The sequence below is a fragment of the Vibrio sp. 10N.247.311.51 genome (assembly GCF_041467855.1).
Lineage (GTDB): Bacteria > Pseudomonadota > Gammaproteobacteria > Enterobacterales > Vibrionaceae > Vibrio > Vibrio coralliirubri.
This window is the reverse complement of sequence record NZ_JBFSVK010000018.1, coordinates 59,214-74,497: the sequence shown is the minus strand read 5'-3', so window position 1 is coordinate 74,497 and position 15,284 is coordinate 59,214. Positions and strand designations below refer to the sequence as shown.

Genomic DNA, 15,284 nt, shown 5'->3' with positions numbered 1-15,284 from the left:
TAGGGAAAGCGTTATGCAAAGTGTATTTAAGAGTATTTGGAAAAGTATCGATATCATCATGGCGGTCATTCTGACCTGTATGGTTGCGCTCGTGTTTACTAACGTAGTTTTACGTTATGGCTTTTCTTCTGGTCTTCGTCCCTCTGTAGAACTATCTCGCCTTGGTCTTGTATGGGTTGTCATGCTCGGTGCCGCCGTTGTGCTGCGCCGAGGTGAACACCTCGCTGTTGCGGAGTTTTCTGAACGACTCTTCCCAAAAGCAGTACCCGTATTAAGACGTATCTGCTGGGTAATAGTACTGATTTCTGTCGGCATGCTTTACGTCGGTTCATACCGTCAAATGATGTCTAACTGGTCAGATATTTCTCAGCTTACAGGGCTTCCTTCAGCATTATTTTACTTAGCCGGTGTGGTGTCAGGTTTGTTAATGGGCGTGATTGCCTTTATGCGAATCTTCAAGCCCGACTGGCAGCTAGATAGCTTAGATGAGGAGAAAGAATAATGACGTTAGCCATTTTCTTATCGGTATTGATTGTCTCAATCTTACTTGGTCTTCCTGTTGCGTTTGCACTGTTATTGTCTTCAATGGCGCTGATGCTTCACATGGACTTCTTTAGTGCAGACATTCTTGCGCAGTCTTTAATTAATGGTGTCGACAGCTTCACTCTGCTTGCCATTCCATTCTTCCTCATTGCGGGTGAAGTAATGGCATCAGGCGGTTTGTCGCAGCGTATTGTTCGCCTAGCAACCACTTACGTGGGACACCGTCAAGGTGGCTTAGGTTACGTTGCTATCATGACTTCGGTACTGCTTGCTGGCCTTTCTGGTTCAGCTGTAGCAGATGCAGCAGCCTTGGTCAGTATTCTTTACCCAATGATGAAAGCAGCGAAATACCCAGAAGCACCTTCAATGGGCTTACTTGCTTCAGGCGGTATCATCGCACCCGTTATTCCACCTTCGATCCCTCTGATCCTTGTAGGTGTTGCTGGCGGTATCTCGATCAAAAACCTATTCCTAGGCGGCATCGTTCCTGGCCTGTTAATGGGTATGACATTGATGTTTGTGTGGCGCTGGACAGTTCGCAAAGAAAACCTAGCGACATCAGAAAAAGCGACAAAAGCAGAAAAACGCGCAGCACTTAAAGATGGTGTATGGGCCTTGATGCTGCCGGTCATCATCATTGTTGGTATTCGCTTCGGCATCTTTACACCAACAGAAGCCGCGGTAGTAGCCGCAACTTACGCAATCTTCATCTCTACGTTTGTGTACAAAGAGCTCTCGATTAAGAAGTTCTACCACATCGTACTGAACGCTGGTCGTTCTACCGCAATGGTTATGTTCTTGGTGGGTTGTGCAATGGTTGCTGCGTGGCTAATTACAGTTGCTCAACTTCCTCAACAACTCGCAGAAATGTTAGGTCCACTAGTGGATAGCCCCCGTCTACTCATGGCAGTAATTATGTTGCTTGTGCTGTGTGTTGGCATGGTTATGGACTTAAGCCCAACAATTCTGATTCTTGTACCTCTATTAATGCCTGTCATCAAGATGGCTGGGATTGACCCAACGTACTTCGGACTATTGTTCGTTATTAACTGTTCAATTGGTCTGATTACGCCTCCTGTAGGCACCGTACTGAACGTAGTGTGTGGTGTAGCTAGAGTTCCTATGTCAACGGCTGTGAAAGGTGTATTGCCATTCATCGCTGCGTACATGGCTCTGCTCACACTGTTTGTCATCTTTCCAAGCATTATCACTGTGCCAATGTCGTTTGTCATTGGTTAATCCTCGACGGAGAAAATAATAATGAAAACCCTACTAAAACTTACGTTACTTGCTTCAACGATTGCATTGAGCTCAAACGCGCTTGCAACAACCACTCTAAAACTGGCGCACGCTGCACCAGAGTCAGATTTGCAACAAGACCTATCTTTGTTCTTTAAGAAAGAAGTAGAAGCTCGTTCAAACGGCGAAATCAAAGTAAACGTATACCCACAAGGTCAACTGGGCAGTGATAAGCAGATGATCGATGGCTCACGCGCTGGCATCGTTGATTTAGCGATGGTTGGTCTAAACAACTACAACGGTTTAATGCCTGAATCAGCAGCATTCACCCTGCCATTCATGTTTCCAGATCGTCAAACAGCCTACAAAGTACTAGACGGTGAACCGGGTAAAGAAGTGTTAGCGAACTTCGAGAAATTCGGTCTTAAAGGCCTTGGTTTCCCAGAAAATGGTTACCGCAACATGACCAACAACGAGAAGCCGATTCGTCTACCTTCAGATGTCGAAGGCCTACAAATGCGTGTTAACGGCTCGAAAGCACTGAATGACATGTTCAATGAGCTAGGGGCTAACCCGCAGCAACTTCCAGTATCTGAACTTTATACTGCACTTGAAACAGGCGTTGTTGACTCTCAAGACCACCCAATTTCTGTAACGCTGTCTTTCAAGTTTGATGAAGTACAAAAATACCTAAGCCTTACACAACACGCTTACTCGCCACTGGTTCTTACTATGAACCTACGTAAGTTCGACAAGCTAACTGAGGAAGAGCAAAAAATCATCGAAGAGGTTTCTGCTGAAGCCGTGGCAATGCAGCGAGAGCTAAGCATCCAGAAAGAAGACAAGATGATTGCTCAGCTAGAAGCGAACGGTATGCAAGTAAACCGTGATGTTGATGGCGCAGCTTTCCAACAAGCAATTCAGCCAGTATGGAGCGCTTACATCGAGAAAAATGGCGATGTCATGATCAACAAGATCAAGCTAGCTACTAAGTAACGCGATTGAGTGCGATTGCCTAGCGCGTTTTTGGCTAAGAATTTAGCTAGGCAATCAACTCGTACTTCAACTCAATACAACATAGGCAAATACCATGTCTCAAGAACCAAACGCGTATCAAGAATTAAAAGAACGAGTGTTCGCAGCAAACTTACAGCTGCCTAAATATGGCTTAGTCACTTTCACATGGGGCAATGTCTCTGAGATCGACCGCGAACGCGGCGTTATTGCCATCAAACCATCTGGTGTGGAATACGATGTAATGACGGCAGACGACATTGTGGTACTGGATTTAGAAGGCAACCGTATTGAAGGCAAGCTAAACCCTTCAAGTGACACAGCAACCCACGTTGAGCTTTACAAAGCCTTCCCAAACATTGGCGGCATTGTTCATACGCACTCTCGCAACGCGACCATTTGGGCACAAGCAGGCCGAGATATTCCAGCACTAGGCACAACACACGCCGATTACTTCTACGGCGATGTCCCTTGTACTCGATTACTCACTAAATCTGAAATTGAGTCTGATTACGAGAAAAACACTGGTCTTGTGATCATCGAAGCGTTCAACCAACGCGATATTGATCCGCAAGCCATGCCAGGCGCAATCATTGCTGGTCACGCACCATTTACTTGGGGTAAAGATGGTTCAGATGCTGTCCACAACGCTGTTGTGATGGAAGAAATCGCAGCAATGGCAACCGCAACTCGCTCAATCAGCCCAGAGGTCTCGATTCAACCAGAACTGCTTGATAAGCACTACAACCGTAAACACGGCAAGAACTCATACTACGGACAGAAGTAAGGCCTCGCACATGCATAAGTCATCACCGCACAAGTCTTGTAAACATAAGCTTCTAGCTCTCGATCTCGATGGAACAGTGCTCAGCTCTCAGCACACCATCAGCCAAGAGTTAATCGACGCTATCAAGAGCATCGCAAAAGACACACATGTGGTGATAGTGACCGGACGTCACCATGTTGCAGCTAAACCTTACTGCGAACAGTTGGGTTTATCGACGCCGATCATTTGCTGTAACGGTACGTACATCTTTGATTACCAGAGCAACACCGTCCTTGAAGAAAATGCCATCGACAAACAGATTGCTGCTGAATTTATCACGCTCTCTCAAGCGCATGATCTCAAGATGGTGATGTATGTGCGTGACGCCATGCTCTACTCAAAAAGTCGCCCTATCGAATACATGGAAGCGCTACTTGAATGGTCAGAGACATTTCCACCAGCGAAACGTCCGAACATCCAGAAAGTAGATGACTTCCATCATGAAGCCGCTGTGTCCGAGTACGTTTGGAAATTTGTCGTCGAGGGAGAAGTCGACCAATTCGCCAAACTTCCATTTGTCCAAGACCACTTTAATGGCGAGCGTTCTTGGATCGATCGCGTTGATTTCGCAGCGAAAGGAAACAGCAAAGGCAATGCGCTTACTCGTTACATCGAGCCACTAGGCATCCAACTTGAAGAGTGTGTCGCTGTCGGTGATAACCACAACGACATCTCAATGCTGCAAGCCGCAGGTCTCGGTATAGCTATGCACAATGCCGACGACACCGTTAAAAACACCGCAGACCTTGTCACAGACAAAAATAACGATGACAAGACAGGGCTCGCAGAGCTTTTAAGCCGCTTATTTAAATAGAGAATTTTATGCTAGTCGGAAATACTCAACCTTCTAAATTTACCCGAAGCTACCCAATCGCTGTTCAAAATGTGCTTGAGCATATCAACAGCCTAGATACAGATGCTCTAGCGATTGGACGCCACACCTTACCTGGTTTTGATGCAGACCAAGCTTGGTTCGTTGTACTGGAATATAAAAAAGAGCCACTCGCCTGCTTTAAGCCAGAAGTACACAAGCACTACTCAGACCTACAAATTGTACTTAAAGGTTCAGAGATCATGGCTTGGTCTAAAGACACTGGCGACCACAAGCTCGCAGAACCTTACAACGAACAGAGAGATCTGCAGTTTTATGAATTCGAAGGCGTTGAACTGAATTTTATCCATGCTAAACCGCAGCAGTTCTATCTCTTCACACCCGATACAGTTCATATCACCAACATCGAAAATGACGACAGCTCGATTGTTAGAAAGTTGGTAGTAAAAATTCACAATGACTTACTGGATGCCAAATAATGAATTACTACATCGGAATTGATTCTGGCGGTACCTTTATGAAAGCCGCTCTGTTCAATGACAAAGGCGAACAGCAAGGCTTGGCACGTGTCTCAGCGAGCGTCATTAACGAAAAGCAAGGTTGGGTAGAACGCGACCTAGACGCGCTGTGGGGCAACGCTGTCGCCGTGATTAAGCAGCTACTTGAAACCACGCAAGTTGAGCCAACAGCCATCAAAGGCTTGAGCATTTCAGCGCAAGGTAAAGGAGTCTACTTGCTCGACAAGCAGGGTAAAAACTTGGGCCACGGCATCATGTCGTCAGACTCTCGTTCGCTACCTATCGTTAAAGAGTGGTTAGAGCAAGGCAAAGCACAAGAAATCTACCCAACCACACTGCAAACACTTTGGACAGGTCACCCGGTTTCTATCATTCGTTGGATCAAAGACCACGATGCAGAGCGCTATAACAACATTGGCGCAGTGATGATGTCTCACGACTACCTTCGCTATCGTTTGACGGGCGAAGTGGCCGCGGAACTGACCAATATTTCAGAAAGTAACTTTTTCAACTCCATCACTGGTGAGTATGACAAAGCCCTTCTAAAAACATTTGGTATCGAAGAAATTTGGGATGCACTCCCTCCGGTTGTGAAACCTCAGCAACAAGCAGGGAAAATCACCGCAGCAGTCGCAACAGAGACAGGCCTTGCACTTGGAACACCAGTATTTGGCGGGTTGTTTGATGTGGTATCAACCGCGATCTGTTCTGGAATCAACTCTTCTGAAGACACTCTGAATTACGTAATGGGTACTTGGGCGGTCACATCTGGTATCTCAAAGCAAGTAACTCAAGAATCGCACAACTTTGTCTATGGCCATTACGCTGTCGATGGTGAATACATCATTCATGAAGCGAGCCCTACCTCTGCGGGCAATTACGAATGGTTCGCCGATTACCTTGGTGACAATGGTCAACTCGACCACCAGCAAAACCAAGCATTAGTTGAAGCATTAGACACGGCATCAAGCAGCCTCTATTTCGTGCCATTTCTTTACGGTTCTAACCAAGGTCTCGGTTTGAAGTCAGGTTTCTATGGACTGCAATCGCACCATACAAAAGGCCACCTTATTCAAGCGATTTGGGAAGGTATTTTGTTCTGTCACAACATACACCTTGAACGTATGCGTCAGCGTTTTCCGACAGCAAACGTATTGAAAGTGACAGGCGGTCCAGCGTCTAGTCCTGTATGGATGCAAATGCTGGCTGACCTAACAGGTATGACAGTTGAGATATCAGACGTTGATGAAACGGGCTCATTAGGCGCAGCCATGATGGCGATGGTGGGCGCAGGCGAATTCGCATCACTAGAAGAATGCACGCAAGCCATTACCAATTCTGTATCACGTGTCGAACCAAACCCTGAACACTACGACCTATACCAAACAAAATATAAGCACTATCAAAGACTGGTGCAGTTGTTTAAACAATTTGAGGATGAAATGGATGCCTAAGCCCTTATTGCAAATGGCACTTGATGCCACTGATATCGACACTGCATTAGCCTCAATAGAGCATGTTGCAGATAAGTTAGATGTGATTGAAATCGGGACGATTTTAGCCTTCGCCCACGGCGTAGATAGCGTAAGAATCCTACGAGAAAAATACCCAAGCCACATCATTGTGTGTGATATGAAAATCACAGATGCCAGCGCTATTTTAACGCGTCTAGCAATGGAAGCTGGTGCTAACTGGGTAACCGTCAGTGCAGCGGCTCATATCGAAACAATACGTTCGGCCAAAAAAGTGACTGACGAATTTAGTGGCGAAGTACAAATCGAGCTCTATGGACACTGGACTCTAGACGACGCAAGAGCATGGGTCGATATGGGTATAAAGCAAGCAATTTATCACCGTTCTCGTGACGCAGAACTCGCAGGTGTGAGCTGGACCGAAGAAGATTTGATAAAAATGCAGAAATTATCGGATATTGGAATTGAACTATCCATAACTGGTGGTATTGTGCCAGACGATCTGCATTTGTTTAAGAATCTGTCTGCAAAGTCATTTATTGCTGGTCGTGCATTAGCCGGTAGCAATGGCCGTGACATCGCAGAAAACTTCCATACTGAAATAGGTAAACACTGGTAGCACATATATGAGTGAACAAATTAAATCGTTGTCTAAAGCACTGACCGTATTGGAATTCCTTGGGAATTACCCTAATGGCGTTTCGCTACAAAAAGTGTCTGAAGGGACAGGCTTCAATAAGTCTTCTGTCCACCGCATTTTAGCAACGTTTGAAGCCTCTGGTTATGTTGCTCAAATGTGTTCAGGTAAAGAATATCGCTTAACAATGAAGTTGGTTCAGCTAGGACATGCTGCTATCAACTCTGATGTCACAGGCACAGTTAAGCCATACCTATCTGAACTGCTCGACGATGTGAATGAAACGGTTAACTTTCTCTCTTTTGATGCTGACAACATCATTTTTAAAGATAAGTTTGAACCCGCTAATTCAGCCTTTAGAACTCGAACTTACGTAGGGTTACATTCTCCAATGTATTGCTCTGCGGCAGGCAAATGCTACCTCGCATTCAGCTCAGAGAGCGTTCGAGAGACCTACTGGCAACGCAATGTCAGCACCATGAAACCGTTAACTGAAAACACGATTCTCGATAAGTCTCAGTTTTTTGATGTTCTCGATAAAATCAAAGCGCGTGGCTATGCGCTGGATGATGAAGAGAACGAGGCGGGTATTTCTTGTGTTGCTGTCCCTATTTTTGACAAGAACAAATCTCCTGTATACGCGGTTAGCGTTTCTTCGCTTACGCCAAAAATGAAAGCACTTGGCTACGAAGAGATCGCTAGCAGAATTCAAGACATAACAACGCGTATAGAACAACAACTCTTTTAAGGAAAAAGAATGTTTGATTCTAAAAACAAATTCAGATTAGGTATTTACGAAAAAGCGATGCCAACCTCCCTAACATGGGAAGAGCGCTTGATTCACGCGAAAGAAGCGGGCTTTGACTTTGTAGAAATTTCAGTCGATGAGACCGACGAGCGACGCGCTCGTTTAGATTGGTCAGACGAAGAGATTTATGAACTTCGCCGTCTGTGTGAAAAGCATCAAATGCCTTTCCAATCGATGTGTTTGAGTGCACACCGTAAGTTTCCGTTTGGCTCAATGGATGACGCTATTCGCACTGAATCTCTGATCATCATGGAAAAAGCGATTTCGTTAGCGTACAAGCTTGGCATTCGCTGTATTCAAATGGCAGGCTATGACGTTTACTACGAGCCACAATCAGCTGAAACTCACGCTCGCTTCATTAAAGGTATGCAGCAAGCTACCAAAATGGCAGAGCGCGCAGGCATCATGCTAGGTGTTGAGATTATGGATACACCTTACCTGAACTCACTGAGCAAGTTTGAAGTGTTAAAGCGTGAGATCCCATCGCCTTACTTCATGGCTTACCCAGATGTGGGTAACATCTCAGGTTGGAACTACGATGTGTGTACCGAGTTAAAACTGAGCCGTGACCACCTAGTGCAAGTCCATCTTAAAGACACACTACGAGTTTCAGAAACCTGTAAAGGTCAGTTCAGAGATCTGGTGATTGGTGAAGGCCAAGTCGACTTCCCTGCTATTTTCAAAACACTCGCTGAAATTGATTACAGCGCACCATTAGTGATTGAAATGTGGGCTCAAAATGACAACTGGTTAGGCGATATCAAACAAGCAAAAGCAACGTTGAAATCTATCGCTAACCAATCTGGCTTTGAACTGTAAGGAAACGACCATGACAATTTTTCGCACCGCTTTTTTCGAAGCCGATTTAACTGAAGAACAAAAGCAAGACTTCTACCAATACATGGAAAACGAAGTCGCGCCTATTATTCGCACATTTCCGAATAACCAAGGGCTAACGCTGAATAAGCCTGAAGCGATTGAAGCTGAGAGCCATAAAAACCTACTGCTGATGATGCAGCACAGCTACGAGAACGAGTCAGCAATGGCTGCAGCTTTAGATTCTGAGCAACGAATCAAAAGTATGCATGCGACCAAAGTGATTATTGAGAAATACAACATTCATGTTCATCACATCAATTTCGTTCGTGATTAACCGCTTAATAGGCAATACACCGTAAAGTCTCAATCGAAAAGCAGAAGATCATCTTCTGCTTTTTTTATCGCTATTGATAAGGAATCACTATGAGAGTATTCCCGTTAAAAGATGCCCCACTGGTCTTACTGTCTCTGATCTTTTTTATCTGGGGTTTAATTACCGTTTCAAGTAACTCGCTAATTCCACATTACAAAGAAGCTTTCTCTCTCGATTATAAAATGGCGATGCTATTTCCCATGGCCTTTTTTATCACCCGAATTACGGTGTCGCTTCCAACGTCATTTGTCATGGCAAAAATTGGCTATAGAACTACGCTGAGGTTCTGCTTGATATGGTGCCTTCTGGGCTGTCTAGCCATGGCATATTTAGTGCGAGGAGAAGAGCTTGTTCCAACACTCATTGGGATCTTATTGATGGCCTCAGGTGTGTCAGCAATTCAAGTAGTGAGTTCACCTTACGTATCACTACTCTCGACACCTGATAAGAGTGTTATACGTCAAAGTGTGGCAACGGCATCGAACTCCGTTGGCACTGTGCTTGGCCCACTAGTGCTTACCGCTGTCATTCTCGTGGCTACAAGTTTTAACGTCGACAACACCGCCCATCAAGTTTCGTATCTGTTCTTATTCATCGCCCTGTTCTTTTTCGGCTTACTGGTATTTTTTAGCAAAATGACGCTTCCAGATATCAAACCAAAACAGATGACTGGCTTTTGGCGAGGGTTAAGGCTTCTAATTAAAAATCAGCAGTTTGTGAAATTAGCCCTGGTACTGTTGCTGTACATCGGTGTAGAGGTCAGTTTTGGTACTTTTACTATTGCGTATCTTGCCGACCAGCAATATGGCGACCTTGGTTTGGTATTCGCAACACAGATCATCGCTCTTTATTGGGTATTAATGTTTGTTGGAAGAGTGTTATTCGCCAAGTTTGGAAGCACTGTAAACAAACACTATCTATTCTCACTGTCTTGCGTTATTGCCGCTTTGATTAGTGCCGTTGCGGTCTATCAAAATTATGTTTGGATTGGCTATTTGATGCTTGTCGTAGGGTTATGTAATTCTGCGCTCTACCCTATCATTTACGCACAAGCGCTACATGCATCTGGTAAGCAAAACTCACAAGGGGCAGCAATTCTCATTATGTGTTCAATTGGAGGGGTTGTTTTACCATTCGTACAGGCGAGTTTGATTGATGAGCTTTCGCTGAGTACGAGTTATATTGCGCCCGCATTAGCGTATGTATTAATGATGGTTTTGTACTGGTCTAGTTTAAAGCATCGTGTTTAAACAGTTGGTTTAGATAGGTAACTTGGTTTAGTCAATCACTTGATTCAGTAACTAAGTCGATGACTAGAAAGTCGGCCTGATTGGCCTAGAAGATAGAGAAAGTAAACTGGAGAAAGATAAGGAAATGAATTTGGTGCTTCTGACGTTAGTTTGAATCAGTGAGTGGCTAATCACCACCACTGATCACACTTAACGCGGGTTATTTAAGAAATTAAACCCAAGCAGAAGCAACAAGTAGGATAATTGCACCCATGATAACGGTAGACTTAGCAAAAAATAGAACTTCATTCATTACTGAAGGTTTTGCTAGTGATACGTTGTTTTCATTCGTGATTACTGTAGCGTTCATACTGTGTTCTCATCGTTATGTGATCTGAGGTCAATTTTGCGCCGTTATGTGACCAAAGTCAATAATAACTGTAGTTTTATTACACAATAAAAAAACTATAACTGAAGAGAACTCCAACAACGCAACCTCCCTTACTCCACGGGGTTTTTCATTAAATCAACATCTATTAGATACAAAAAAAGCCCGAAGCCTGATACACAGAACACTTCGAGCCTTTATACAGCAATCGATACACTACTTAATTCAATTGAGCTAACTCCGTTCGCATTGAATCGATAGCTTGTTGATAATCTTCACTATCAAAAATAGCAGAACCCGCAACGAACATATCGGCACCCGCTTCAGCAATCTCTTTTATGTTGTTAACTTTCACACCACCGTCGACTTCTAAACGAATATTTCGACCTGATTCATTAATGCGCGTTCTGATTGACCGGAGCTTATCGAGCGTGGCAGGGATAAAAGATTGACCACCGAAACCTGGGTTAACCGACATAACCAATATCAGGTCAACCTTATCCATAATGTAGTCAAGGTAACTCAATGGCGTTGCAGGGTTTAGTACCACACCAGCTTGGCAACCGTGCTCTTTAATTAGCTGCAAAGTACGATCGATGTGCTCTGAGGCTTCGACATGAAAAGTAATCATAGTCGCACCCGCTTTAGCGAACTCTGGTACCAGTTGATCCACAGGCTTCGCCATTAAATGCACATCTATCGGCGCTGTAATTCCATAATCCCGCAGTGCCTTTAATACTGGCGCACCAAAAGTCAGGTTAGGTACATAGTGGTTATCCATAACATCAAAATGAATAACATCAGCTCCAGCCGCGAGAACGCGTTCTACATCCTCACCAAGACGCGCCAAATCAGCAGAAAGAATCGAAGGTGCGATAAGATATTGTTTCATTTTTTTCCTAGTTATTTTTGTATCGTTAAATTCTGTTTAGCTCGCTGGAACAAATTTAGTTATCTGCCCGTTTTCAACCATGTAGCAATCCATGCCTGCCGATGTCGCTGCGTGCTGGCCTATAATCGTATCTTCAAACACCACACAATCGCTCGGTTCAAGCTCTAACTGGCTAGCGACTTTCAGAAAAGTATCCGGGTTAGGTTTGTGATTTTCTACGTCATCGGAAGTCACAATCGTACGTATCATTGATGGGATATCGGTCGTCTTTAAAATCGCCCTTGCATGCTTGGCTTGAGCACCAGTGCCGATGCCTATCTTTTTCAACTGATACTGTTGCTGTAAGAGTGCATAGGTTTCTGGAATAACATCCCCTTTGTGCTCAATGGCTTCAAAGTTGGCAATTTTGTCCGAAGTAATTTGTTGAGCATCAAGAGTTAGATCGTAACGCTTAAGGATCTCTTGAGTCACTTTTCGCGATGGCATCCCACCAAGTTGATCGAGCCACTCTTTGTCGTAGGGAATACCAAACTTCTGACAAGTTTGTTCCCATGCATGAGCGTGTGCCACCATAGAATTGACCAGAGTCCCATCGAGATCAAAAATAATTCCTTTATATTTATCTAACTTTGGCATCGTCAATCTCTCATATTGTTTTGAGACTCATACTACTAATCACCATACATAAAACCTATTCATGATCGTCTTAATATGATCTTATTCAACAATCCGACAATTAAACGAATTGATGCAATAAAAGCCGTTGTTTTACTATTGAAATCATATTTTGAGCACATCTCACCCATTTTTACTTAAACCAAGTAGAGTTGCATAAATTGAAGATGATATAGTCCACGAAAATCAAATACCTTGGACATGACCATGCATTCTAGCGACATCATCAAATTGGCAAATTTAGGCGTTAATATCGAAATTTCAAAAGACTCTTCATTGCATCCTTCTGATGCGTTGGAAGTGGTAAAGATTGTTGCTGAAATCGGTAGCCAAATCATCATCAAGAAGAAGTACCATACGGACTACCTGATTCAGATGGCTGAAGTGGGCCGTGATCATGTAACGATCGCTGTTTAAATACTGTAGCTATTGCGAAATTGACATAACCTCCGCTGCTTTAAATAGCTTAAAGTGCCGAGTTGATATAAAAATGCAGCATATTGGGGGCAATATGCTGCATTTTCTCTTTTCGTTAGGAGCATCGAGAACGCAAAGAGAAACCCGTTAATCATTCTAGGTAGAGTTAGTGGTCAAACAACATCGGAACACCCGTTTGAACACAAACTTCATTCAAACGTTTTTGTGCCGTCAGTATATTCTCTTTCCAGCGTTCATCTTGAGCCCACATCTCGATCACGAGTGGTACAACGCACTCAGTCTCTTTCAACGTTTCAAAAATAGCATTGAAGTCAACTTCGCCATCACCAATTACTAGGTCTCGGAATTGACCTTTGTATTCGTCAGTCACTTTATACGTGTCTTTGAGGTGAATCTGAGTGATATGAGGCTTACTCAACTTCAGTTCCGTCACTATGTCGTAGTTCCAGCCAGAGATATTACCCACATCTGGATACGCCGTGAAATACGGTGAATTGACTTCACGACTCAATACTTCAAACTTGCTCAAAGAGTTCAAGTAATCGGTATCCATGATCTCCACAGCAAGCATTACGCCCGACCTTTCCGCCAACTGTGCAGAAAGCTTCATTCCTTCAATGAACCTCTGGTGAGTCACTTTATCGGCTGGCTCGTAGTAAACGTCATACCCAGCCAATTGGATGGTACGAATACCCAACTTGTAAGCGAGTGAGATAGCTTTTTCCATATGGATGACAGCTTGTTCACGAATCGCCGGATCTGCTGAACCAAATGGGAACTTACGATGCGCGCTTAAACACATGGATTGCAGCGGGATACCATGCTTTTCGCAAAGATGACGCAAGGCATAAACCTCTTCGTCATTCCAATCTAATCGGCTGCGACGCTCGTCTGATTCGTCTACCGATATCTCAAGAAAATCAAAGCCGAGTTCTTTGGTTTGCTTAAGTTTATCTTCCCAGCTGAGTTCGTTAGGTAGAGCCTTCTCATAAAGCCCAACACGGTGGCGTAACAAGTTTTGATACATAACGTCTCCTAGTTCCAGTAGCGATCGATCTGAGCTTTTAGCGCTTCTGCTGTCTCTTTACCTTTGTCGCCCGCGAGTGCGCGGCCTGCGATAAAAGTTTTCGCTTTAATGCCTTCAAATAGGTATAGGTCTTCAGGCACGATACCGCCTGTAATAGAAAGCTCAATGCCCATTTCAGACAGTGCACGCATCTTCACTAGATCTTCTTCAGTCCAACCCACACCAGCTAATTCAGCGTCACGAGAACGGTGGTAAATCGCTTGTGAAATACCTAAGTCAACCCAAGATTGAGCGTCATCCATGGTCCAGTTACCATAGATTTCGATTTGAATTTCACCGTTAAATTCGTCAGCGACTTTCTTACATGCACCAATGGTTGCGATGTGTGCAGCCGCAGAAACGGTTATCCAATCCGCACCGGCTTCGAATGCCATTCGAGCCAAAATAGCGCCACCATCGGTGGTTTTCATGTCGCACACAAGGATATGGTCTGGGTGGTTTTTACGAAGGGTAGAAACCGCAGTCATCCCTTCAGCAAAAGCCAAAATAGTGCCCACTTCAATCACATCAACAAAGCTTTCAACGTTGTTTGCCACTTCAATTGCAGCAGGAAGATTTGTTTGGTCTAGGGCGATCTGAATCATTGGTTTAGTCATGTTGTTATCCTTTAATTTGTTCACGTATTAGACGGGCTAAGCCATCATGGTTGTTATCTGTTGAGCACACGCATTGAATGTGTGACTTGACGATGTCATCAGCATTGAGCATCGCTACACCGAATCCGGCGTACTTAAGCATGGAAATATCATTGTGGTTATCACCGACGGCAATCACGTCTGTCGGTTGGTAACCAAGTTCTGAGACATATTCAGCAAGGCGCAGGCCCTTACTGTTACCTTTCGCTGCAAAGTCGATTCGGTTTGACCAAGAACGCTCACCGTTGAAGTTCTCTTCAATCCATGGGTGTTGCATTAAACGGTCGACGGAATCTTGGCTCCCCTCCACCACAAACTTCCAAACGTGTTCAGCTTGTTGAGCTGTTTCTATGAATGATTCCACTTGGTAGATTTGAGGGCGATGTTGCTCTGGTGCCGTTTCAGCCCAGCTTTCCAATGCCAACATGTAGGCAAATGGGTTGTACTGTGAGTACGTCATGGCATGAGTTATATACATCACCATCTTGAGCTGAAACTCGTCAGCCATATCAATGAAAGTAAGTGCCTTATCTTTCTCTATGGCGTTTTGAGTCAATACCGTTTCAGTTTGATAGTCATAAACATAAGTACCGTTACAGCAGATGATTGGAGTATCTAGCCCCAATTCGTAATAGTAAGGTCGTGCTGCTGTGTGGTGTCGGCCAGTAACAATCACGACGTGACAACTTTGTTTGGCTTCTTGAATAGCCTTTTTTACTTCTGGATGAATCGTGTGATCATCCTTTAACACGGTTCCATCGAGATCTAACGCCAGCACTTTATACATAGAGTCCTCTCACTTATTCCCTGAAGTCGGGCCTAATCAATATTGAAGCTACTTCGAATAGAAACGACTTAA

At 44.2% G+C, this 15,284-nt stretch carries 19 protein-coding genes; 13 read left to right on the top strand and 6 right to left on the bottom strand.

The window, feature by feature from the left end:
* The first annotated feature begins 13 nt into the window (after nt 1-13).
* The 12 genes from AB6E85_RS16420 (at nt 14) to AB6E85_RS16365 (ending at nt 10,331) form a co-directional block, all read left to right on the top strand.
* The gene (locus AB6E85_RS16420) at nt 14-502 is read left to right on the top strand and encodes a TRAP transporter small permease (RefSeq protein ID WP_050651017.1); all 489 of its coding nucleotides are present in this window, start codon (nt 14-16) and stop codon (nt 500-502) included.
* The gene (locus AB6E85_RS16415; protein WP_017108910.1) at nt 502-1,782 is read left to right on the top strand and encodes a TRAP transporter large permease subunit; all 1,281 of its coding nucleotides are present in this window, start codon (nt 502-504) and stop codon (nt 1,780-1,782) included. The genes AB6E85_RS16420 and AB6E85_RS16415 overlap by 1 nt, the downstream gene beginning before the upstream one ends.
* A gap of 21 nt (nt 1,783-1,803) precedes the next feature.
* Nucleotides 1,804-2,778: a DctP family TRAP transporter solute-binding subunit gene (locus AB6E85_RS16410; RefSeq protein ID WP_372143249.1), complete on the top strand. Its 975-nt coding sequence runs from the start codon at nt 1,804-1,806 to the stop codon at nt 2,776-2,778.
* A 94-nt stretch (nt 2,779-2,872) separates the two neighbouring features.
* Nucleotides 2,873-3,583, top strand: a complete 711-nt coding sequence (locus AB6E85_RS16405) for an L-ribulose-5-phosphate 4-epimerase (protein ID WP_372143248.1) — start codon at nt 2,873-2,875, stop codon at nt 3,581-3,583.
* 10 nt (nt 3,584-3,593) lie between these two features.
* Nucleotides 3,594-4,436, top strand: coding sequence for a Cof-type HAD-IIB family hydrolase (locus AB6E85_RS16400; RefSeq protein ID WP_372143247.1), 843 nt, complete (start codon nt 3,594-3,596; stop codon nt 4,434-4,436).
* An 8-nt stretch (nt 4,437-4,444) separates the two neighbouring features.
* Nucleotides 4,445-4,933, top strand: a complete 489-nt coding sequence (locus AB6E85_RS16395; protein ID WP_372143246.1) for a YhcH/YjgK/YiaL family protein — start codon at nt 4,445-4,447, stop codon at nt 4,931-4,933.
* Nucleotides 4,933-6,426: an FGGY-family carbohydrate kinase gene (locus AB6E85_RS16390; protein WP_372143245.1), complete on the top strand. Its 1,494-nt coding sequence runs from the start codon at nt 4,933-4,935 to the stop codon at nt 6,424-6,426. Before AB6E85_RS16395 ends, AB6E85_RS16390 begins: the two co-directional genes overlap by 1 nt.
* Complete coding sequence (locus AB6E85_RS16385; RefSeq protein ID WP_372076401.1) at nt 6,419-7,063, top strand: 3-keto-L-gulonate-6-phosphate decarboxylase UlaD; 645 nt, start codon at nt 6,419-6,421, stop codon at nt 7,061-7,063. The genes AB6E85_RS16390 and AB6E85_RS16385 overlap by 8 nt, the downstream gene beginning before the upstream one ends.
* A gap of 7 nt (nt 7,064-7,070) precedes the next feature.
* Nucleotides 7,071-7,829, top strand: coding sequence for an IclR family transcriptional regulator (locus AB6E85_RS16380; protein WP_048614519.1), 759 nt, complete (start codon nt 7,071-7,073; stop codon nt 7,827-7,829).
* Between the two features lie 9 nt (nt 7,830-7,838).
* Nucleotides 7,839-8,708: an L-ribulose-5-phosphate 3-epimerase gene (locus tag AB6E85_RS16375; protein ID WP_372143244.1), complete on the top strand. Its 870-nt coding sequence runs from the start codon at nt 7,839-7,841 to the stop codon at nt 8,706-8,708.
* A gap of 10 nt (nt 8,709-8,718) precedes the next feature.
* Nucleotides 8,719-9,042: a hypothetical protein gene (locus AB6E85_RS16370; RefSeq protein WP_009845890.1), complete on the top strand. Its 324-nt coding sequence runs from the start codon at nt 8,719-8,721 to the stop codon at nt 9,040-9,042.
* Between the two features lie 89 nt (nt 9,043-9,131).
* Entirely contained in the window at nt 9,132-10,331 is a 1,200-nt protein-coding gene (locus AB6E85_RS16365) for a sugar MFS transporter (RefSeq protein ID WP_052879204.1), read from the top strand.
* A 211-nt stretch (nt 10,332-10,542) separates the two neighbouring features.
* On the opposite strand, the gene AB6E85_RS16360 is transcribed toward AB6E85_RS16365, so the two are convergent.
* The 3 genes from AB6E85_RS16360 to AB6E85_RS16350 form a co-directional block, all read right to left on the bottom strand.
* The gene (locus AB6E85_RS16360; RefSeq protein WP_012600138.1) at nt 10,543-10,680 is read right to left on the bottom strand and encodes a hypothetical protein; all 138 of its coding nucleotides are present in this window, start codon (nt 10,678-10,680) and stop codon (nt 10,543-10,545) included.
* Nucleotides 10,681-10,918: 238 nt separating this feature from the next.
* A complete protein-coding gene (gene rpe, locus AB6E85_RS16355; protein ID WP_052879205.1) occupies nt 10,919-11,590 on the bottom strand; it encodes a ribulose-phosphate 3-epimerase in 672 nt (223 codons plus the stop codon).
* Nucleotides 11,591-11,626: 36 nt separating this feature from the next.
* Nucleotides 11,627-12,226: an HAD family phosphatase gene (locus AB6E85_RS16350; RefSeq protein WP_048609861.1), complete on the bottom strand. Its 600-nt coding sequence runs from the start codon at nt 12,224-12,226 to the stop codon at nt 11,627-11,629.
* 246 nt (nt 12,227-12,472) lie between these two features.
* On the opposite strand from AB6E85_RS16350, the gene AB6E85_RS16345 reads away from it, so the two are divergent.
* Entirely contained in the window at nt 12,473-12,682 is a 210-nt protein-coding gene (locus tag AB6E85_RS16345; protein ID WP_017092753.1) for a hypothetical protein, read from the top strand.
* 166 nt (nt 12,683-12,848) lie between these two features.
* On the opposite strand, the gene AB6E85_RS16340 is transcribed toward AB6E85_RS16345, so the two are convergent.
* Genes AB6E85_RS16340 through AB6E85_RS16330 form a run of 3 tightly spaced genes read right to left on the bottom strand, consistent with a single transcriptional unit; the run spans nt 12,849 to nt 15,212 of the window.
* Entirely contained in the window at nt 12,849-13,730 is an 882-nt protein-coding gene (locus tag AB6E85_RS16340; protein ID WP_372143243.1) for an L-ribulose-5-phosphate 3-epimerase, read from the bottom strand.
* An 8-nt stretch (nt 13,731-13,738) separates the two neighbouring features.
* On the bottom strand, nt 13,739-14,386 hold the full coding sequence (locus AB6E85_RS16335) for a 3-keto-L-gulonate-6-phosphate decarboxylase UlaD (protein ID WP_009845897.1): 648 nt from the start codon (nt 14,384-14,386) through the stop codon (nt 13,739-13,741).
* 4 nt (nt 14,387-14,390) lie between these two features.
* On the bottom strand, nt 14,391-15,212 hold the full coding sequence (locus tag AB6E85_RS16330; protein WP_372143242.1) for a pyridoxal phosphatase: 822 nt from the start codon (nt 15,210-15,212) through the stop codon (nt 14,391-14,393).
* Between the last annotated feature and the right edge of the window lie 72 nt (nt 15,213-15,284).

Coding starts and splice junctions, on each gene's coding strand:
- AB6E85_RS16420 (WP_050651017.1), top strand. CDS start 14: ATGCAAAGTGTATTTAAGAGTATTTGGAAAAGTATCGATATCATCATG.
- AB6E85_RS16415 (WP_017108910.1), top strand. CDS start 502: ATGACGTTAGCCATTTTCTTATCGGTATTGATTGTCTCAATCTTACTT.
- AB6E85_RS16410 (WP_372143249.1), top strand. CDS start 1,804: ATGAAAACCCTACTAAAACTTACGTTACTTGCTTCAACGATTGCATTG.
- AB6E85_RS16405 (WP_372143248.1), top strand. CDS start 2,873: ATGTCTCAAGAACCAAACGCGTATCAAGAATTAAAAGAACGAGTGTTC.
- AB6E85_RS16400 (WP_372143247.1), top strand. CDS start 3,594: ATGCATAAGTCATCACCGCACAAGTCTTGTAAACATAAGCTTCTAGCT.
- AB6E85_RS16395 (WP_372143246.1), top strand. CDS start 4,445: ATGCTAGTCGGAAATACTCAACCTTCTAAATTTACCCGAAGCTACCCA.
- AB6E85_RS16390 (WP_372143245.1), top strand. CDS start 4,933: ATGAATTACTACATCGGAATTGATTCTGGCGGTACCTTTATGAAAGCC.
- AB6E85_RS16385 (WP_372076401.1), top strand. CDS start 6,419: ATGCCTAAGCCCTTATTGCAAATGGCACTTGATGCCACTGATATCGAC.
- AB6E85_RS16380 (WP_048614519.1), top strand. CDS start 7,071: ATGAGTGAACAAATTAAATCGTTGTCTAAAGCACTGACCGTATTGGAA.
- AB6E85_RS16375 (WP_372143244.1), top strand. CDS start 7,839: ATGTTTGATTCTAAAAACAAATTCAGATTAGGTATTTACGAAAAAGCG.
- AB6E85_RS16370 (WP_009845890.1), top strand. CDS start 8,719: ATGACAATTTTTCGCACCGCTTTTTTCGAAGCCGATTTAACTGAAGAA.
- AB6E85_RS16365 (WP_052879204.1), top strand. CDS start 9,132: ATGAGAGTATTCCCGTTAAAAGATGCCCCACTGGTCTTACTGTCTCTG.
- AB6E85_RS16360 (WP_012600138.1), bottom strand. CDS start 10,680: ATGAACGCTACAGTAATCACGAATGAAAACAACGTATCACTAGCAAAA.
- rpe (WP_052879205.1), bottom strand. CDS start 11,590: ATGAAACAATATCTTATCGCACCTTCGATTCTTTCTGCTGATTTGGCG.
- AB6E85_RS16350 (WP_048609861.1), bottom strand. CDS start 12,226: ATGCCAAAGTTAGATAAATATAAAGGAATTATTTTTGATCTCGATGGG.
- AB6E85_RS16345 (WP_017092753.1), top strand. CDS start 12,473: ATGCATTCTAGCGACATCATCAAATTGGCAAATTTAGGCGTTAATATC.
- AB6E85_RS16340 (WP_372143243.1), bottom strand. CDS start 13,730: ATGTATCAAAACTTGTTACGCCACCGTGTTGGGCTTTATGAGAAGGCT.
- AB6E85_RS16335 (WP_009845897.1), bottom strand. CDS start 14,386: ATGACTAAACCAATGATTCAGATCGCCCTAGACCAAACAAATCTTCCT.
- AB6E85_RS16330 (WP_372143242.1), bottom strand. CDS start 15,212: ATGTATAAAGTGCTGGCGTTAGATCTCGATGGAACCGTGTTAAAGGAT.